The 19229-nt window shown below is 70.2% G+C and carries 17 protein-coding genes and 1 tRNA gene; 15 read left to right on the top strand and 3 right to left on the bottom strand.

The genetic code is table 11. The features are described 5' to 3' along the window. Positions 1-40 precede the first annotated feature (40 nt). Positions 41-961: a 4-(cytidine 5'-diphospho)-2-C-methyl-D-erythritol kinase gene (locus ABD333_RS21855; protein ID WP_344543756.1), complete on the top strand. Its 921-nt coding sequence runs from the start codon at positions 41-43 to the stop codon at positions 959-961. 71 nt (positions 962-1032) lie between these two features. Continuing rightward, complete coding sequence (locus tag ABD333_RS21850; RefSeq protein ID WP_344543599.1) at positions 1033-2832, top strand: ABC-F family ATP-binding cassette domain-containing protein; 1800 nt, start codon at positions 1033-1035, stop codon at positions 2830-2832. A 1-nt stretch (position 2833) separates the two neighbouring features. On the opposite strand, the gene ABD333_RS21845 is transcribed toward ABD333_RS21850, so the two are convergent. After that, positions 2834-3334, bottom strand: coding sequence for a MarR family winged helix-turn-helix transcriptional regulator (locus ABD333_RS21845; RefSeq protein WP_344543597.1), 501 nt, complete (start codon positions 3332-3334; stop codon positions 2834-2836). A gap of 77 nt (positions 3335-3411) precedes the next feature. Here ABD333_RS21845 and ABD333_RS21840 point away from each other — a divergent pair, with 77 nt between their 5' ends. Then, positions 3412-4206 (top strand): trans-aconitate 2-methyltransferase, encoded by a 795-nt coding sequence (locus tag ABD333_RS21840; protein ID WP_344543596.1) that lies wholly within the window; start codon positions 3412-3414, stop codon positions 4204-4206. A 207-nt stretch (positions 4207-4413) separates the two neighbouring features. On the opposite strand, the gene ABD333_RS21835 is transcribed toward ABD333_RS21840, so the two are convergent. Together ABD333_RS21835 and ABD333_RS21830 are read right to left on the bottom strand one after the other, a co-directional pair. After that, a complete protein-coding gene (locus ABD333_RS21835; RefSeq protein ID WP_344543594.1) occupies positions 4414-5235 on the bottom strand; it encodes a TetR/AcrR family transcriptional regulator in 822 nt (273 codons plus the stop codon). Positions 5236-5252: 17 nt separating this feature from the next. Then, a complete protein-coding gene (locus ABD333_RS21830) occupies positions 5253-6209 on the bottom strand; it encodes an acyl-CoA desaturase (RefSeq protein WP_344543592.1) in 957 nt (318 codons plus the stop codon). Positions 6210-6716: 507 nt separating this feature from the next. Between ABD333_RS21830 and ABD333_RS21825 the strand changes: the two genes are divergently transcribed. The 12 genes from ABD333_RS21825 to ABD333_RS21770 all read left to right on the top strand — a co-directional run bounded on the left by ABD333_RS21825 (position 6717) and on the right by ABD333_RS21770 (position 19218). After that, positions 6717-6788: transfer RNA gene (locus ABD333_RS21825), tRNA-Gln, on the top strand. A 182-nt stretch (positions 6789-6970) separates the two neighbouring features. Next, on the top strand, positions 6971-8494 hold the full coding sequence (gene glmU / locus ABD333_RS21820) for a bifunctional UDP-N-acetylglucosamine diphosphorylase/glucosamine-1-phosphate N-acetyltransferase GlmU (RefSeq protein ID WP_344543591.1): 1524 nt from the start codon (positions 6971-6973) through the stop codon (positions 8492-8494). A 175-nt stretch (positions 8495-8669) separates the two neighbouring features. Beyond that, complete coding sequence (locus ABD333_RS21815; protein WP_344543589.1) at positions 8670-9650, top strand: ribose-phosphate diphosphokinase; 981 nt, start codon at positions 8670-8672, stop codon at positions 9648-9650. A 327-nt stretch (positions 9651-9977) separates the two neighbouring features. Next, positions 9978-10601, top strand: coding sequence for a 50S ribosomal protein L25/general stress protein Ctc (locus tag ABD333_RS21810; RefSeq protein WP_344543588.1), 624 nt, complete (start codon positions 9978-9980; stop codon positions 10599-10601). A gap of 84 nt (positions 10602-10685) precedes the next feature. After that, a complete protein-coding gene (gene pth / locus ABD333_RS21805; protein WP_344543586.1) occupies positions 10686-11261 on the top strand; it encodes an aminoacyl-tRNA hydrolase in 576 nt (191 codons plus the stop codon). A gap of 208 nt (positions 11262-11469) precedes the next feature. Continuing rightward, entirely contained in the window at positions 11470-12987 is a 1518-nt protein-coding gene (locus tag ABD333_RS21800; RefSeq protein ID WP_344543585.1) for a sugar transferase, read from the top strand. 78 nt (positions 12988-13065) lie between these two features. After that, positions 13066-13938, top strand: coding sequence for a 3'(2'),5'-bisphosphate nucleotidase CysQ (locus ABD333_RS21795; RefSeq protein ID WP_344543583.1), 873 nt, complete (start codon positions 13066-13068; stop codon positions 13936-13938). 80 nt (positions 13939-14018) lie between these two features. Continuing rightward, on the top strand, positions 14019-14933 hold the full coding sequence (gene cysD / locus ABD333_RS21790) for a sulfate adenylyltransferase subunit CysD (RefSeq protein WP_344543581.1): 915 nt from the start codon (positions 14019-14021) through the stop codon (positions 14931-14933). A gap of 32 nt (positions 14934-14965) precedes the next feature. Next, a complete protein-coding gene (locus ABD333_RS21785) occupies positions 14966-16228 on the top strand; it encodes a sulfate adenylyltransferase subunit 1 (protein ID WP_344543755.1) in 1263 nt (420 codons plus the stop codon). Between the two features lie 84 nt (positions 16229-16312). Further along, positions 16313-17287, top strand: coding sequence for a dTDP-glucose 4,6-dehydratase (gene rfbB / locus ABD333_RS21780; RefSeq protein ID WP_344543580.1), 975 nt, complete (start codon positions 16313-16315; stop codon positions 17285-17287). A 134-nt stretch (positions 17288-17421) separates the two neighbouring features. Further along, the gene (locus ABD333_RS21775; protein ID WP_344543578.1) at positions 17422-18318 is read left to right on the top strand and encodes a glycosyltransferase family 2 protein; all 897 of its coding nucleotides are present in this window, start codon (positions 17422-17424) and stop codon (positions 18316-18318) included. Positions 18319-18390: 72 nt separating this feature from the next. Further along, on the top strand, positions 18391-19218 hold the full coding sequence (locus ABD333_RS21770) for a hypothetical protein (protein ID WP_344543576.1): 828 nt from the start codon (positions 18391-18393) through the stop codon (positions 19216-19218). Positions 19219-19229: the final 11 nt, after the last annotated feature.

The raw sequence follows: 19229 nt of genomic DNA, 5'->3' as shown, positions 1-19229 counted from the left end.
TCGCGTGCCCGGTCCCGTACGCTTCGGTCTCGTGACAGCTGTGACCGTGCGCGCACCGGCCAAGGTCAACCTCCAGCTCAGCGTGGGCCCGCTCCGTGACGACGGGTACCACGATCTCGTCAACGTCTTCCACGCCGTCTCGCTCTTCGACGAGCTGACGGCCGTGCCCGCGGACGAGCTCGCGGTGACGGTCGAGACCGCGCCCGGCTCCCGGGTCGCGGTCGACGGCGTACCGGCCGACGACGACAACCTGGCCGCCCGCGCGGCCCGGCTCGTCGCGGCCCGGCTCGGCGTGGAGCCCGCGGTCGCGCTGCGCATCCGCAAGGCCATCCCGGTCGCGGGCGGCATGGCGGGCGGCAGCGCCGACGCCGCCGCCGCCCTGCTCGCCTGCGCCCGCCTGTGGGACTCGCCGGACGATCCCCGGCTCAGCCGTGACGATCTGCTGGAGCTCGGCGCCGACCTCGGCAGCGACGTCCCGTTCGCGCTGCTCGGCGGCACGGCGATCGGGGTCGGCAGGGGAGAGCGGCTGACGCCGGCGCTCGCCCGCGGCACGTTCCACTGGGTCTTCGCGACCGCCGACGGCGGCCTGTCCACGCCCGCCGTCTACGCCGAGTGCGACCGGCTGCGCGCCGAGCGGGGCGAGGAGGCCCCCCGGCCGCGGGTGTCCGAGGAGCTGATGAGCGCCCTCGCCACCGGCGACGCCAAGGCCCTCGGCGTCGTGCTGAGCAACGACCTGCAGGCCGCCGCGCTGGTCCTGCGGCCCTCCCTGCGCCGGACGCTCACCGCCGGCCACGAGGCCGGAGCGATCGGCGCCCTGGTGTCCGGGTCCGGCCCCACGTGCGCCTTCCTCGCCGAGAACGCCGAGCACGCGGCCGAGCTGGCGGCCGTCCTGGCCGGAGAGGGCGTGGCCAAGTCGATCGTACGGGCGGGCGGCCCGGTCCCCGGAGCCACCGTCATCTGACCCGTGGAGCCGGGGCGCGCGAAGCCCCTGCGGCGCGGACGGTTCGAGCGGGCATTAGCCTTGTTGGCGTCGTGAACCTCATCAATGTTGAGAATGTCAGCAAGGCCTACGGGCCTGCCCCGCTGCTCGATTCGGTGTCTCTCGGGCTGGACGCCGGCGACCGCATCGGCGTCGTCGGCCGCAACGGCGGGGGCAAGAGCACGCTGGTATCCGTCCTCGCCCGCCAGACCGAGCCCGACGGCGGCCGGGTGACCCACACCCGCGGGCTGCGCCTCGGCTTCCTGACCCAGCGGGACGAGTTCCCTGACGGGGCCACCGTGCGTTCGGAGGTCCTCGGTGACCGGGCCGAGCACGAGTGGGCGGGCGACACCCGGATCCGCGACATCCTCGGCGGGCTCCTCGCCGATCTCGACCTGGACGCGCCGCTGGCCGGGATGTCCGGCGGTGAGCAGCGCCGGATCGCGCTGGCCCGGCTGCTGGTGCCCGAGTCCGACCTGCTGATCCTCGACGAGCCCACCAACCACCTCGACATCGAGGCCATCGACTGGCTGGCGCGGCACCTGAAGGACCGCAGGGTGGCCCTGCTCGTCGTCACCCACGACCGGTGGTTCCTGGACGAGGTGACCGACCGCACGTGGGAGGTCGTCGACGGCGGGGTCGAGCGGTACGAGGGCGGCTACTCCGCGTACGTGCTGGCCAAGGCCGAGCGTTCCCGCATCGCCGCCGCCGCCGAGTCCAAGCGCCAGAACCTCCTGCGCAAGGAGCTGGCCTGGCTGCGCCGCGGCCCGCAGGCCCGCACGTCCAAGCCCAAGTTCCGGATCGACGCCGCGCAGGCGCTGATCGCCGACGAGCCGCCCCTGCGCGACCAGGTCGAGCTGACGCGCTTCGCCACGGCGCGGCTCGGCAAGACGGTGTTCGACCTGGAGAACGTCGACGTCGAGCTCGGCGGGCGGGACATCTTCAAAGACCTCACCTGGCAGCTGGGTCCCGGCGACCGGATCGGTCTCGTCGGCGTGAACGGCAGCGGCAAGAGCACCCTGCTCCGCCTCCTGGACGGCGCCGTCACCCCGTCCGGGGGCAAGGTCGTCCGCGGGAAGACCGTCCAGCTGGCGCATCTGTCGCAGAGCCTGGAAGACCTCGACCCGTCCCGCCGCGTCCTGGAGTCGGTCGAGGAGATCCGCGGCCGCATCACGGTCGGCAAGCGTGACTGGACGGCCGGCCAGCTGCTGGAACGCCTCGGCTTCCGCAGCGATCGCCATTGGACGCCCGTCGGCGACCTGTCGGGCGGTGAACGGCGGCGCCTGCAGGTGCTCCGCCTCCTCATGGCGGAGCCCAACGTCTTCCTGCTGGACGAGCCCACCAACGACCTCGACATCGAGACGCTGACCGAGCTGGAGGACCTTCTCGACGGCTGGCCGGGCACGCTCGTCGTGGTCAGCCACGACCGCTACTTCCTGGAGCGCGTCACCGACCGCGTCGCCGCCCTCCTGGGCGACGGCCGGGTCTCGATGCTTCCGGGCGGCGTGGACGAGTATCTGGAACGCCGTCGCAGCGGCACCGCCGTCAAGCCCGGCCAGTCGCCGTCGAAGTCGTCCTCCAAGTCCCCGTCGCCGTCGCCTCAGGCCCCGGCTCCGGCGGCCAAACAGGGCAAGGGCAGCGGCCAGGACTGGAAGGCGCGCAAGGAGCTCGACAAGCTCGAACGCCGCCTGGAGAAGCTGGGCCGGCAGGAGGCGGAGCTGCACGAGCGCCTGGCCGAGCACGCGACCGACTACGAGAAGCTCCAGGAGCTGAACGCGCGGCTCAAGGACGTCCAGAACGAGGCCGCGCAGGTGGAGGAGGAGTGGCTGCTGCTCGCCGAGGATCTCGGCTGACTCAGAGCCCGTCGGGACTGTCGAACGGGACGAGCAAGGTCCGCAGCAGTCCGGCGAGCGAGTCGCGGTCGGCGGGGCTGAGGCCGCCGAGGATGTCGTGCTCGCGCCTGAGCAGGTCGGCGAACGCCGCGTCGACCCGGGTCTGACCCGCATCGGTGAGCCGCACGAGGACGCCGCGCTTGTCGCCGGGGTCCGGATGCCGTTCCACCAGGCCCGCCGCCGCCAGCCGGTCGATCCGGTTGGTCATGGTGCCGGACGTCACCAGGGTCGCGCGCAGCAGGCGGCCGGGGCTCAGCTCGTACGGCGTGCCCGCCCGGCGCAGCGCGGTCAGCACGTCGAACTCCCACGGCTCCAGATCATGGGCCGCGAACACCGCGCGCCGGGCCCGATCGAGGTGGCGGGCGAGCCTGGAGACCCGGCTGAGCACGTGCAGGGGCTGGACGTCGAGGTCCGGGCGCTCGGTGCGCCAGGCCTCGACCAGCCGGTCGACCTCATCCCGCATGCGCGACAGCCTACCTGTCTTGATATCGAGAATACTTTCTTGACATCAAGATAAGACCCGGGGCATGATGTTTCTTGATGTCGAGACAAGCAGGCGCCGTCTGGGACCCCGCGCAGTACGGGGTCTTCGGTGACGAGCGCGCCCGGCCCTTCGCCGAGCTGCTCTCCCGGGTCGACCTGGAGGCCCCCGGCCACATCGTCGACCTCGGCTGCGGGAGCGGCGAGCTGACCGCCTCCCTGCTGCGCCGCTGGCCCGAGGCCACGATCGAGGCGTTCGACAGTTCACCCGAAATGATCGCCGCCGCCCGCGGCATCCCCGGCCGGCTCACCTTCTCGGTGGGCGACGTCGCCGCCTGGCGGCCGGAACGCCCCGTCGATCTGATCGTCTCCAACGCCGTCCTGCACTGGGTGCCGTCCCACCAAGACCTGCTCCCGCGCTGGATCGAGGCACTGGCCCCGGGGGGCCGGCTGGCCTTCCAGGTCCCCGGCAACTTCGACGCCCCCAGCCACACGCTGCTGCGCGAGATCTGCGCTTCGCCGCGCTGGCGGGCCAGGCTGGGCGACGCCGTCCGCCCGCGCCCGGTCCTCGACCCGTCCGGCTACCTCGACCTGCTGGCCGGTCACGGCTGCGCGGTCGACGCCTGGGAGACCACCTACGCCCAGCTCCTGCCGGGCGACGATCCGGTGCTCGAATGGGTCAAGGGCACCGCCCTGCGTCCCGTTCTGACGAGGCTGGACCCGGCGGAGACGACCGCGTTCCTGGCCGAGTACGGGGCTCGTCTCCGCGAGGCGTATCCGGCCGCCCCGTACGGCACCGTCTTCCCCTTCCGGCGCGTCTTCGTCGTCGCCGGCGGCCCAGCGGGAGGCCCATAGACAGGGTGCCGCCCGCCGCGCGCGAGAAGCCGATCGTTCCCCTGCGGTGTGCTCTCGCGCGCGGCGGGCGGCGTCCATTGAAGCCGCCCTCCCCGAAAGACCCCGGTCTCGTGACCCGAGGCCGGTGACCCCGGCCGCCGAGGCCGGTGACCCCGCCGGTGGCCGCCCGGACGAACTCCGGCCGGCCACCGGTTCACGGGAGCCCGCTCAGCGGGCCGGTTCGGTGGTCGTCTCGTCGATGCGCTCGGGCAGGTCGTCGTCGGCCGGCCGGTGCTTGCGCTGCGCCCTGGCGGCGGCCTTCTCCTCTTTGGCGGCCTCCTTGGCGGCGGCCTTCTCTTCCCTGGCGGCTTCCTTGGCGGCGCGCGACTTCTGGCGTTCGAGCTCCTTGCGGCGCCGCCTGGGGTCGAGGGACGGGCGGGGCTCCAGCCCGGACAGGCCGTTCCAGGCGAGGTTGACCATGTGGGCGGCCACCTCCTCGCGCTTGGGCTTGCGCGCGTCCAGCCACCACTGCCCGGTGAGGGCGACCATGCCGACCAGCATCTGGGCGTACATGGGCGCGAACTTCTCGTCGTAGTCGTGGCGGTCGAGCTCCTGCGCCATCACGTACTCCACCTCGCCCGCGATCTCGGAGAGGAGGCTCGCGAAGCTGCCCGTGCCGGTGCCGCCGTGCGAGTCGCGGACGATGATGCGGAAGCCGTCGGGGTTCTCCTCGATGTACTCAAGGAGCGCGAGGGCCGCCTTCTCCAGCTTGCCGCGGTAGTGGACCGCCGAGTTGAGCGCATCGGTGACCAGAGCGAGCAGGCGCTCGAACTCACGGTCGACGACGACGGCGTACAGGCCCTCCTTGCCGCCGAAGTGCTCGTAGACCACGGGCTTGGAGACACCTGCCGCAGCGGCGATCTCCTCCACCGAGGTACCGTCCAGCCCCCGCTCGGCGAACAGCGTGCGGCCGATGGTCAGCAGCTGCTCGCGTCGTTCCTTGCCGGTCATGCGCTTCCTGCGTGACCGTGGCGGGGCCGGTTCAGTCATGGTGTCAATTGTGACGCTCACGCGGGCACGTTCGTGCGTTTGGTCGCAAGACGCTCGGAATTCGGCCACCGGACGTCGTAGGCCCAGCCGGCCTTCTCGAACGCCCAGATGACGCGGGCGCTGATGTCGATCTGGCCCTTCAGCACGCCGTGCCGCGCGCAGGTCGGGTCGGAGTGGTGCAGGTTGTGCCAGGACTCGCCGAGCGACGGGATCGCCAGCCACCAGACGTTGCGGGACTTGTCACGCACCTCGAAGTGCTCCTTGCCGAACGTGTGGCAGATCGAGTTGATCGACCACGTGACGTGGTGCACGAGCGTGATGCGGACGAGCCCGGCCCAGAACAGCCCGGTCAGGGCGCCCTGCCAGGACATGGTGAGCAGGCCGCCGAGGACGGTCGGGATGAGGAAGGAGACCGCGACCAGGCCGGGGAACCACTTGTGGATGCGGACGATGTCCCGGTCGTTCAGCAGGTCCTTGGCGAACCGCTCCTTGGAGGTGCGGTTGCCGTCGAAGAGCCAGCCGTAGTGCGCCCACACGAGGCCCTTGGTCAGGGCCTTCCAGTCGTTGCCGAAGCGCCACGGCGAGTGCGGGTCGAACTCCTTGTCGGAGTGCTTGTGGTGGCGCCGGTGGTCGGCGACCCACGTGATCACGGGGCCCTCCATGGCCAGGCCGCCGGCCAGTGCCATGAAGATCTTCAAGCCGCGGTTGGCCTTGAACGAACCGTGCGTGAAGTAGCGGTGGTACCCGACCGTGATGCCGCCCGCGGAGACGAAGTAGAGCACCGCCATGAGCACGATGTCGGTCCAGCCGAGGAATCGCCCCCAGGCCAGCGGGATCGCGGCGATGAGCGCGACGAACGGGACACCAGTGAAGACCCCGACGAGGACCCTCTCGGAAACGCTCGTCGACTCGGGCTCGATCTCCGGGCGCGCGGGCCGACTTGTGGGAGGTTCAAGGACGGGGGCTGTAGTCATGTGTCACCACTTCTTCCTACTGATGATGCGTACCTACGCCACCGTAACCTACGCTGGCGTAGGTTGGACAGTATCCGAATGTAAATTCAGTGGGATTCCGTCGCAGGTGGCACAAAGCTCACTTGCGAGTCAGGCGGCTGTCACCTCGCCCCTGAACCCGCCGTGTGACCTGCGGCACCATGGCCACGCACGGACGTGCGCGGACGTGCGCGGGCGCGTCGAAGACCTCCGGACGACGCCTCTACCACGGTCAACGCTCCAGCGTTGACGATGGTTCGCCGACGGACTCCGCACCGGTCGCTCCCAGGACTTTCTGGACGACTTTCCTCTGTGCTTCCACATGAGGGCGGTCCTAAACAGCCGCCCGAACCGCCGCCCGGATCGATCAAGCGCCGCGGGTCGCGGCCGTCGGTGCCGCGTGCGGGCCAATAGAGGTGAAGGTCGTGCCGTCGGCTCGGTATCGTTGGGCCCGACAGATCGCCCGTACGGACGGTCCGTCGTCGTCGATCCGGCGTGGTGTAATCGGCAGCACAAGGGTTTTTGGTGCCCTTAGACAAGGTTCGAATCCTTGCGCCGGAGCTGTCCTCTTTGTCGGCGGCTGGCTGGTGGGTGACAACCCTGGGCTGGGCGGTATCCTTCGGATGTCGAGCGAGTCACGGCCTGCGGTCCCTTCATCGCAGCAGGTAGACAGCAGGTCGCACCGCCTACCTCGCCCGAGCTGATCCAGTCCGCACCAGTCCGCGACGCCGAGGAGCCTCCCTGTGAGTGTCGGCCGTGCACGGAGCCGGGCAAGCCGCCCGGCAGCCGTCATCGTCCTTGCCGCGGGTGAGGGCACCCGGATGAAGTCCCGTACCTCCAAGGTCCTGCACGAGCTGTGCGGCCGCACCATGCTCGGCCACGTCCTGGCCGCGGCGGAGGAACTGGAGCCCGAGCGCACCATCGTCGTCGTCGGGCACCGGCGCGAGCAGGTCGTCGCCCATCTGGCGGAGCACGCGCCGGCCGCCGAGGCGGTCGTGCAGGAACGGCAGGGCGGCACCGGCCACGCCGTACGGATGGCCCTCGAACACGTCGGCGAGCTTCGCGGCACCGTCGTCGTCACGAACGGCGACCACCCGCTGCTGCGCGGCGAGACCCTCGACCACCTCGTCCAGACCCATGAGGACGAGGGCAACGCGGTGACGATTCTCACCACCGAGATGCCCGACGCCACCGGCTACGGCCGGATCCTGCGCGAAGGCGAAGGCGACGGCGACGGCGAAGGCGGCGCGGTCACGGCGATCGTCGAGCACAAGGACGCCGACGACGCGCAGCGTGCCATCCGCGAGATCAACGTCGGCATGTACGCCTTCGACGGCGTCCTGCTGGGCGACGCGCTCAAGCGGGTGACCACCGACAACGCCAAGGGTGAGGAATACCTCACCGACGTCGTGGCCATCCTGCGCGGCGACGGCCACCGGGCCGGGGCCTACCGGGCCGCCGACTGGGTGGAGACCCAGGGCGTCAACGACAAGGTCCAGCTCGCGCAGGCGCGGCGGCAGCTGAACGACCGGCTCCTCGACGCCCACATGCGCGCGGGCGTGACGGTCGTCGACCCGCGCAGCACCTGGGTCGACGTGACGGTGACCGCCGACGCGGACGCCGTCGTCCACCCGGGCACGCAACTGCACGGACGCACCCATCTGGACGAGGGCGCGCAGGTCGGGCCCGGCTGCACGCTGACCGACACCCGCGTGGGCGCCGGAGCCCGTGTGATCAACACGGTCGCCGACGGCGCCGAGATCGGGCCGGAGGCCTCGGTCGGGCCGTTCGCCTACCTGCGCCCTGGCACCAGGCTCGCGCGCAAGGCCAAGGTCGGGGCGTACGTCGAGACCAAGAACGCCGAGGTCGGCGAGGGCGGCAAGGTCCCGCACCTCACGTACGTGGGGGACGCCACGATCGGTGCCGGGGCCAACATCGGCGCCGGGACGATCTTCGCCAACTACGACGGCGTCGACAAGTTCCACACCGAGATCGGCGAGCATGCCTTCGTGGGCAGCAACTCCGTGCTCGTCGCGCCGGTGACGATCGAGGACGGCGGCTTCACGGCGGCCGGTTCGACGATCACGAACGACGTGCCGCCGGGGGCGATCGCGGTCGCCCGCGGCAGGCAGCGCAACATCGAGGGCTGGGTGGAGCGCAAGCGCGCCGGCACCCGGTTCGCCGAGGCGGCGGCCAAGGCGAAGGCCGAGGGCGAGGCCGAGAGCACCCACGACAACGCCGACGGCAAGGGCGACGACGCCCGATGACGAGCTCCGGGGGCGATGACCCCCGGTAAGCCCGGACCCTTTCCGGGACAAACGCTCGGAGGACTCCCTCCGGGGCATAGAAGACCACTGCGGGCCGGTCACAGCTCTTCTTCGGCCTGCGGGAGTGGGATCGCACCCACGAAGTGCACAGTCCGTTGAGGGGGAGTTGTCAGAGGTGAGTGGGATCAAGGCGAGCGGCCAGAAGAAGCTGATGCTCTTCTCCGGCCGGGCGCACCCGGACCTGGCCAAGGAAGTAGCCGACAATCTCAACGTCGAGCTCACGCCGACGTCGGCCTACGACTTCGCGAACGGTGAGACGTTCGTGCGGTTCCTGGAGTCGGTCCGTGGCTCCGACGCCTTCGTGATCCAGAGCCACACGGCTCCCATCAATCAGTGGATCATGGAGCAGCTGATCATGGTGGACGCGCTCAAGCGCGCGTCGGCCAAGCGGATCACCGTCGTGGCGCCGTTCTTCGGGTACGCCCGGCAGGACAAGAAGCACCGCGGCCGCGAGCCCATCTCGGCCCGGCTCATGGCCGACCTGTTCAAGACCGCCGGCGCCGACCGGCTCATCACGGTCGACCTGCACACCGCGCAGATCCAGGGATTCTTCGACGGCCCGGTCGACCATCTGTTCGCGCTCAACATCCTCGCCGACCACTTCGAGCAGCGGCTCGACCTGACCCAGGTCACCATGGTCGCGCCCGACGCGGGCCGGGTGCGGGTCACCGAGCGCTGGTCCGACCGCCTCGGCGGCGTGCCCATGGCGATCATCCACAAGAAGCGCGACCCCGACGTCGCCAACGAGGTCAAGGTCTTCGACGTCGTCGGTGAGGTCAGGGGCCGGACCTGCGTGATCGTGGACGACATGATCGACACCGGTGGCACGATCGTGAAGGCCGCCGACGCGCTCTTCGACCAGGGCGCCACCAAGGTCGTCGTCGCGGCGACGCACGGCGTGCTCTCCGGGCCGGCCGTCGACCGGCTCAAGAACTCCCGCATCTCCGAGGTCGTGCTCACCGACACCCTGCCGATCCCGGAGGAGAAGAGGTTCGACAAGCTGACCGTCCTCCCGATCGCCCCGCTGGTGGCCCAGGCCATCCACGAAGTCTTCAGCGACGGCTCCGTGACCAGCCTCTTCGGCGGCCACAGCTGAGCCGCTGACCCCCGGCGCACCTCCGGCGCCGGCCCCTGCCGCGACGTCTGGAACGCTCCGCGCCCACCCGGGCCGCGGGGCGTTTCACGTTCACGCGTACTCAATGCTCCGTACCTATGGCGCTTGCTGTTGCGACGATCGGCTAGACTTGGCGAATCCGCGTATGCCCCGGGTCGTTCAGTACGGCTCCGATCGGATTCGCACTCCCCGGGGAACGCAAAGAATCTTCGAGGCGCCTGACGCGTCGAGCACCGCCTGATTCGCTTATGTCCGCAGCGGACGTCCATGACGGACGGCCGTGGATCGCAACAACAAGGAGTTTTCGCCGTGTCCGAGGTACGCATTGCCGCCGAGCCGCGCACCGAGTTCGGTAAGGGTGCCGCGCGGCGCACCCGCCGGGCCGGCAAGGTGCCCGCCGTCCTCTACGGTCACGGCACCGACCCGGAGCACATCTCGCTGCCCGGCCATGACCTGATGCTCGCCCTCAAGACCCCCAACGTGCTGCTGCGCATCGAGGGCCTGGGCGCCGGCGCCGAGCTGGCCCTGCCCAAGGACGTGCAGCGCGACCCGATCAAGGGCTTCCTGGAGCACGTCGACCTGCTGCTGGTCAAGCGCGGCGAGAAGGTCACCGTCTCCATCCCGGTGAACGTGACCGGCACCGTCGTCGCCGGCGGCCGGATGGTCCAGGCCGAGGTCGAGATCTCCGTCGAGGCCGAGGCCACCCACATCCCGACGGGCGTCGACCTGGACATCGACGGCCTGGGGATCGACAGCCAGGTGCTCGCCAAGGACCTGAAGCTGCCCGCCGGCGCCACCCTGGCCGCCGACGAGGACCAGCTGATCGTCCAGATCGTCGACGCGACCGTCTCCACCGAGCCGGCCGAGGCCGCCGGTGAGGAGGCCGCCGAGGGCGAGGGCGAGGGCGCCGCCGAGGGCGAGTCCGGCGAGTAGTCCGGTCGTCCTGTAGTCCGTTCGCACGGCCCCCGGCCCGGTGTCCGCACCGCCGGGGGCCGTTCGGCTGAGCGAGGAGAGATCGTGAGCGCTGATCTCTGGCTGGTGGTGGGGCTGGGCAATCCCGGTCCCTCGTACGCCGGGAACCGCCACAACGCGGGCTTCATGGTCCTCGACACGCTGGCGGCGCGGACCGGCGGGCGCTTCAAGGCCCACAGGAGCCGGGCCGAGGTCGTCGAGGGACGGCTGGCGGGAGCCCGCGCCGTCCTGGCCAAGCCCCGCACGTACATGAACGAGTCGGGCGGCCCGGTGAAGGGCCTGTGCGACTTCTACAAGGTGCCGCTCGATCGGGTCGTCGTCGTCCATGACGAGCTCGACATCCCGTACGGCGCGATCCGGCTCAAGCTGGGCGGCGGTGACAACGGCCACAACGGGCTGCGGTCGATCACCAGGTCGCTGTCGGCCAAGGACTATCCGCGGGTGCGGTTCGGCGTGGGGCGCCCGCCGGGCCGCATGGACGCCGCGGCGTTCGTGCTCAAGGACTTCTCGGCGACCGAGCGCAAGGAGCTCGACCTCCACGTCGAACGCGCGGCCGACGCGGTCGAGACCTTGATCACCGACGGGCTGGCGGCGGCCCAGAACACCTTCCACGCCGGCTGAACGACGATCGCCATGTGGTGATTGGCCCTACCTTGCCGGGATTGCGCTTCTGAAGTGCGGCTTTGTCCTGCGCGCCCGTCCACCCGATCGTAAGATGCATCACAAACGTGGTTCATGTGGGATGTGAACCTGGAGTACCTTTCCGGCGTCTTGCGTGTGTGAGAATGCGCGTGGGACGCGTGTTACAGGGGTGGTTAGGTAGGCGTTTATGGCCGTCGTTGACAAACTCCGGGTGGATGTCTCCTCCCGGGACGAGCAGCGGCGCTCCCATACCCAGAACTGGACGGGATCGTACCGGCGCCGCGCCGGGATCGTCGACTTCTTCAGCATGTTGCTGGCGGGGCTGGTCGCGTTCCTGCTGCGCTTCCCCGGCACCCCCAACAGCCTGACCGCCCCCTACATCGCGCTCACCGTCGCCCTGCCGGTGCTGTGGATGATCATATTGATGATCAGCCGGGCGTACGAGCCGCGCTTCATCGGGGTGGGCTCGGAGGAGTTCCACCGGGTGCTGCGGGCCGGCTTCATCATCACCGCGACCGTCGCGATCGCCGCGTACGCCACCAAGACCGAGGTGGCGCGCGGCTATGTGGTGATGGCGCTGCCGCTGGCCACCGTCCTCAACGTGTTCGCGCGCTACCGGCTGCGCAAATGGCTGCACCGCCGCCGCTGGAAGGGCGAGTGCATGCGCCGGGTGGTCGCCGTCGGCCACCGGGCGGCGCTCGCCGACCTGATCCGGCTGCTGCGCCAGAAGCGCTATCACGGCATGGACATCGTCGGCGTGTGCCTGCCGCCGGTGCTGTTCGAGGGCGACGACGCGCTGCGGGCGGAGTCGCTGGACGGCGGCGAGAGCTTCCTGGGCGTGAGCAGCGTCGAGGGTGTTCCCGTGTTCGGCGACTTCGGCCAGACGGCCAAGGTGGTCGAGCAGGTCGGGGCCGACTCGGTCGCCGTTCTCGCCTGTCCCGAGATGGACGGCATCGCGCTGCGCCGGCTCGCCTGGCAGATCGAGCGCGAGGACGTCGAGCTCGTCGTCGCCCCCGCGCTCATGGACGCCGCCGGGCCGCGGATCTCCATCCGCCCGGTCGCCGGGCTGCCGCTGCTGCACGTCGAGCACCCGGAGCTGGACGGCGGCCGCAAGTTCCTCAAGAGCATGTTCGACCGCGTCGGCGCGCTGGCAGGCCTCGCCTTCCTCAGCCCGCTGCTGCTGGCGATCGCCGTCGCCATCAAGGTCACCAGCAACGGGCCGGTGCTGTTCCGCCAGGTGCGCGTCGGCCGCGACGGCGGCGAGTTCACCGTGCTGAAGTTCCGCACGATGGTCGTCGACGCCGAGGACCGCAAGATCGAGCTGATGCGCCACAACGAGAACGACGGCGTGCTGTTCAAGATCAGGCACGATCCGCGCGTCACCCGGGTCGGCCGCTGGCTGCGCCGCTACTCGCTGGACGAGCTGCCCCAGCTGATCAACGTGGCCCGAGGCCACATGTCCCTGGTCGGCCCGCGTCCGCCGCTGCCCGACGAGGTCGCCAAGTACGGCGACGACGTCCGCCGCCGCCTGGTCGTCAAGCCGGGCATGACCGGCCTGTGGCAGGTGAGCGGCCGTTCCGACCTGTCCTGGGAGGAGTCCGTCCGGCTCGACCTGCGCTATGTCGACAACTGGTCGCTCGCCCTGGATCTCCAGATCATGTGGAAGACCTGGTCGGCCGTCTTCCGCGGCTCCGGCGCCTACTGACGTAGCCTGCTGGGAGCGGTACGGGCGGCATGAGAATCTAGACCCAACAGGTCAACCGAATCGGGAATGTGGTCGAGCATGACGGAGAGCGGTGGCGTGTCCGCGGTGACGGACGACCACGCGTTGGCGGCGGACCTCGCCGGAACGGCGGGGCGGATCCTGCTGGGAGTGCGCGAGGAGGTCGGGTTCGCCGACTCCCGCGTTCTGAAGGACACCGGTGACCTGCGTTCGCACGAGTACCTGATGGCCGCCCTCGCCGAACGTTGTCCGGGTGACGCGATCCTTTCCGAGGAGGGCCGCGCCTCGGTCACGGACGCCAGGGCCGAGACCCCCACGGCCAACACGGCCGACGAGGTCCGGCTCCAGGCCGACCGGGTCTGGATCGTCGACCCGCTCGACGGGACCCGGGAGTTCTCGGAGGAGGGCCGCCGCGACTGGGCCGTGCATGTGGCGCTCTGGGAGAAGGGCCGCCTGACGGCGGGGGCGGTCGCGCTTCCGGCGCAGGGTAGGACCCTTGTCACCGGACCGGACGGGGCCATTGTGGCCGATGTCACAGGGACGGAGCCGCTGAGGGTCACCGAGCCCGCGGTGGGCCTGCTGCGCATCGCGGTGAGCCGGACCAGGCCGCCCGCGTTCGTGCGCAGGCTGGCCGAGGTCCTCGACGTGAACGTCGAACTGGTGCCGATCGGCTCGGCGGGAGCGAAGATCTCCGCGGTGCTGCTCGGCGAGGTCGACGCGTACGTCCACGCGGGCGGCCAGTACGAGTGGGACTCGGCGGCGCCGGTCGCGGTGGCGCTCGCCGCCGGGGCCCACGCGAGCCGGATCGACGGCACCGAGGCGGTCTACAACCGGAAGGACCCCCGGTTGCCCGATATCCTGGTCTGCCACCCCGTGTCGGCATCGACGCTGCTGACCGGCATCCGGGATGTGAGCGACGCCCTGCCGGAGTGACCCGTCCGGGTACAACCCAGCCGGTGGGACGTGCGTTCCCCCGGAGCATCTGCCAGAAAGCGTGAAGAGAGCCCCAGACCATGCAGCGCTGCGATTACCTGTTGTCACAGCTGGACGTGCTCGAAGCCGAGTCGATCCAGATCATCCGTGAGGTGGCCGCCGAGTTCGAGCGGCCCGTCCTGCTGTTCTCGGGCGGCAAGGACAGCATCGTGATGCTGCGCCTCGCCGAGAAGGCGTTCTGGCCCGCGCCGATCCCGTTCCCGGTCATGCACGTCGACACCGGCCACAACTTCCCCGAAGTGATCGACTACCGGGATCGCCGGGTCGCCGAGCTCGGAGTGCGGCTGGTGGTCGCGTCTGTGCAGGACTCGATCGACCAGGGCCGGGTGGTGGAGGAGACCGGGCGGCGGGCCAGCCGCAACCGGCTGCAGACCACCACGCTGCTGGACGCGCTCGAGGAGCACCAGTTCGACGCCGCGTTCGGCGGTGCGCGCCGCGACGAGGAGAAGGCGCGCGCCAAGGAGCGGGTGGTGTCGTTCCGCGACGAGTTCGGCCAGTGGGACCCCAAGAACCAGCGTCCCGAGCTCTGGAACCTCTACAACACCAAGATCCGCCGCGGCGAGCACGTCCGCGTCTTCCCGCTGTCCAACTGGACCGAGCTCGACATCTGGGACTACATCCGCCGGGAGGGGCTGGAGCTCCCGCCGATCTACTTCGCGCACAACCGGATGGTGTTCGAGCGCGACGGCATGCTGCTCGCCGACATCTCCTACGCCAACCGCGGCGACGACGAGCCGGCGTTCGAGGCGACCGTCCGCTACCGCACGGTCGGCGACGCGTCCTGCACCGGCGCGGTGAAGTCGGCCGCCGCCACGCTGGACGAGGTCATCGAGGAGATCGCGGCGACCCGGATCACCGAGCGCGGGCAGACCCGCGCCGACGACCGGGCCAGCGAGGCCGCGATGGAGGACCGCAAGAAGGAGGGCTACTTCTGATGGCCGGTACGAGCACCCAGCCTTCCAAGCAGATGGACATCCTGCGGTTCGCCACGGCGGGCAGCGTCGACGACGGCAAGTCCACGCTGATCGGCCGGCTGCTGTACGACTCGAAGTCGATCTTCGAAGACCAGCTGGAGGCGGTGGAGCGCACGAGCGCCGACCGCGGCGAGGACTACACCAACCTCGCGCTGCTGACCGACGGGCTGCGCGCCGAGCGGGAGCAGGGCATCACCATCGATGTCGCCTACCGCTACTTCGCCACCCCGCGGCGCAAGTTCATCATCGCCGACACCCCCGGGCACATCCAGTACACCCGCAACATGGTCACCGGTGCCTCCACCGCCGACCTGGCGATCATCCTGGTGGACGCCCGGAAGGGCATTCTGGAGCAGTCCCGGCGGCACGCGTTCCTCACGACGCTGCTGAAGGTCCCGCACCTGGTCGTCGCGGTCAACAAGATGGACCTGGTCGGCTACGACCGGGAGACCTACGAGCGGATCACCGACGAGTTCACGGCGTTCGCGTCCAAGCTGGAGGTCACCGACCTGACCTTCATCCCGATCTCCGCGCTGCACGGCGACAACGTGGTCGAGCGTTCGCCCAACATGCCGTGGTACGCGGGCTCGTCGCTGCTGCACCACCTGGAGCACGTGCACATCGCCTCCGACCGCAACCTGATCGACGTGCGGTTCCCGGTGCAGTACGTGATCCGGCCGTACAAGTCGACCGACCCCGAGCTGCACGACTACCGCGGCTACGCGGGCCAGGTCGCGGGCGGCGTGCTCAAGCCCGGTGACGAGGTCGTGCACCTGCCGTCCGGGCTGACCACCACCATCACCCATATCGACGGGCCCAACGGTCCGGTCGAGGAGGCGTACGCGCCGATGTCGGTCACGCTGCGGCTGGCCGACGAGCTGGACATCTCGCGCGGCGACATGATCGCCCGGCCCAACAACCGGCCCGAGGTGGCCCAGGACCTCGACGCGATGGTCTGCTGGATGACCCCGGACCGCCCGCTGTCGCCGCGTACCAAACTGGTGATCAAGCACACGACGCGGACCGCCCGGGCGATGGTCAAGGACCTCCACTACCGGTTCGACGTCAACACGCTGCACCGGGACGAGGAGGCCACGTCCCTGGAGCTGAACGAGATCGGCCGGATCAGCCTGCGCGTCACCCAGCCGCTCTTCGTCGACGACTACGGCCGCAACCGCCTCACCGGCGGCTTCATCCTGATCGACGAGGCGACCAACAACACGGTCGGCGCCGGGATGATCCTCGGCACCAAGTAGGCCGGGGACGTCGGTTTGGTCAGCGACCACGATCACGGGGGCGGGCGCCCTGCCACCGGGCGCCCGCCCGGCTCGCCCCCGCGTGTGCTCGTCGCGGGGGGCGCAGGGTTCATCGGGTCGCACTACGTGCGTTCGCTGGTCTCGGGCGCATACCCGGCCTGGGCCGGGGCACGGGTCACCGTCCTCGACAAGCTGACGTACGCGGGCAATCCGGCCAACCTGGAGCCGGTGGCGGGCGCCCTCACGTTCGTCCACGGCGACATCTGCGACGAGGACCTGCTCGCCAGGGTGGTTCCCGGCCATGACGTGGTGCTCAACTTCGCCGCCGAGTCGCACGTCGACCGGTCCATCGACAGCGCGGGCGAGTTCGTGCGGACCAACGTCCAGGGCGTGCAGACCCTCATGCAGGCGTGCCTGGACGCCGGCACGCCGCGCGTCGTCCAGGTGAGCACCGACGAGGTGTACGGCTCGATCGAGCGCGGCGCGTGGGACGAGACCGCCCCGCTCGCCCCGAGCTCCCCGTACGCGGCCAGCAAGGCGGGCGGCGACCTGGTCGCGCTGGCCTACGCGCGGACCCACGGCCTGCCGGTCAGCGTCACCCGATGCGGCAACAACTACGGGCCCTACCAGTACCCCGAGAAGATCATTCCGCTGTTCGTCACACGCCTGCTGGACGGCTACGACGTCCCGCTCTACGGCGACGGCGAGCACGTCCGCGACTGGATCCATGTGGACGACCACTGCCGCGGCGTGCAGCTGGTCGCCGAGCGCGGCTCGCCCGGCGAGGTCTACCACGTCGCGGGCACCGGCGAGCTGACCAACCGTGAGCTGACCGGCCGACTCCTGGACATCCTCGGTCTCGGCTGGGAGCGGGTCCGGCACGTTCCCGACCGCAAGGGCCACGACCGGCGCTACGCCCTCGCCGGCGCCAGGCTCCGCGCCCTCGGCCACGTCCCGCGCGTCGGGCTGTCGCACGGACTGGCCGAGACCGTCCGCTGGTACGAGCACAACCGCGCCTGGTGGGAACCTCTCAAAACGCCTTCCAAAGACGCCGCCTGACCACGCCGGTTCCCGTCCGGCTGCTCGTCGGCTGCGGCCCGCCCGTAGACTCATGTCCAGCCGCCGGACGTCTCCGGCGGCCACCCCCCGATGCCGAGGTCAGCAGGTCGTCTGACCCGTCAAGCGAGGTTGCCATGGTCCCATCCGTAGGAGTTGTCCTACCGACCCACAACCGGCCCGAGCTGGTGCGCCGGGCGCTGGAGTCGGTGCTGGCGCAGGACTACGCGGGGGAACTGCGGGCAATCGTCGTGTACGACCGCGCCGAGCCTGACTCCGGCTTGGCCTCCGACCGTGTCGAGGTGATCAAGAACAATCGTGGTCCGGGACTGGCCGGCGCTCGCAACAGCGGAATCCTGGCCCTCGGCACCGATCTCGTGGCGTTCTGCGACGATGACGACCAATGGCTGCCGGGCAAGCTCGCCGCCCAGGTCAACGCCCTCCAGTCCACGCCCGAGGCGGTGCTCTGCAGCTCCGGCATCATGATCGACTTTAACGGTCGTGCGCTGCCCCGGCTGGCGGGGACCGACCGGGTAACCTACGAGGCCCTCATCAACGACCGCATGATGAGCGTGCACTCCTCGACTTACGTTGCGCGCAGGGAGGCGCTCATCGACATCGGCATGGTCGACGAGTCGATTCCCGGTGCCCAGGGCGAGGACTGGGATCTTGCGCTCCGCGCCGCCCGCCGTCATCCGATTGTGAATGTGGACGAGCCCATGGTCCGCGTCCTGTGGGGCCTCACCTCGTACTACGCCCAGGCGTGGGAGACCAAGGTCGCCGCCCTGAAGTGGTTCCTCGATCGGTATCCCGAGATCGACGGCTCACCGGCCGCGGCCGGGCGGGTCTACGGCCAGATCGCCTTCGGCTGCGCCACGATCGGCCGCCGCGCCGAAGCCGTCCGCTGGTCGGCCCGGGCGCTGCGCGCCAACTGGAAGGAACGCCGGGTGCCCTTCGCGCTGGCGGTGGCCTCCGGCGCCGTCTCCGGCAAACGGGTCCTGCTCGCCCTCCACACCCGTGGGCGCGGCATCTAGCTTCCGTCACTTACCTGCAGTTCATCTCGCTACGATGCCTCTTCGGTCGAACGTCACAAAGGAGCCACACCTGTGGACACCTCCCTGCGCCGCCTGACGGTGCCAGGCATCCTCGTGCTCGCCTTCCTCGTCCTTACCGGCTTGGTGCGCACGCCCGCCCGGGCGGCGGAGCCCGACTGGAATATGGTTGCCGAGTCGATCAATGAGGCCGGGTACTACGTCGACTCGAGCGCCAAGTATTTCAAGGCCGACGCCCAGCTGGACGCGCTGCGTGGCGCGCAGGATCGCTCGACACCGGTCTTCATCGCGGTGCTCCCCGCCGGCGTGAAGCCGGCGACGGCGATCGCCAAGCTCCAGTCGGCGATGGGACGGAAGGGCACCTACGTCGTACTGGCAGGCACCAGCCTTCAGGCGTCCTCGACCGCCCTTCCCAGGGCGACCGTGCTCGGAGCGTACCGGCAGGCCGTTGGCGGCAACAAAGGCAAGCCGGACCGGGCGCTGGTGGCGTTCATCCGCCAGCTCGACGAGAAGAAGGTGGGTTCCCAGGTCAGCGGCCGATCAGCCAGCAAGAATCAGCTGAACGGCAAGAAGGGTGCGGCCGTGCCGCAGCAGGGCGCCCCGCTGCCCGCGCCGGCCGCCTCGCCCGCCAAGGCAGCGGAGAAGTCCGAGGGCACGCCGGTGTTGCTCTTCGTCGTCATCGGTCTTGTCGTTGTGGCGGCAGCCGGGGGCACGACCTTGGTCGTGTTGCGCCGCCGCAAGACCGCGGGTTCTTCCAAGCCTGCGATTCCGGGCGCTTCGGTCAACACGGCTGCCGGTACTCCCAACGCTCCGGGCGGTTCGAATACTCCGGGCGCTTCGGGCAGCCGGCGGGATTCGGGTCCCGGCGGGCCGACTGCCTAGGGTTCGCCGCC

This window comes from Actinomadura fulvescens, assembly GCF_039533225.1.
GTDB classification, from domain to species: Bacteria; Actinomycetota; Actinomycetes; order Streptosporangiales; family Streptosporangiaceae; genus Spirillospora; species Spirillospora fulvescens.
This window is presented reverse-complemented; position numbering and strand designations above follow the sequence as displayed.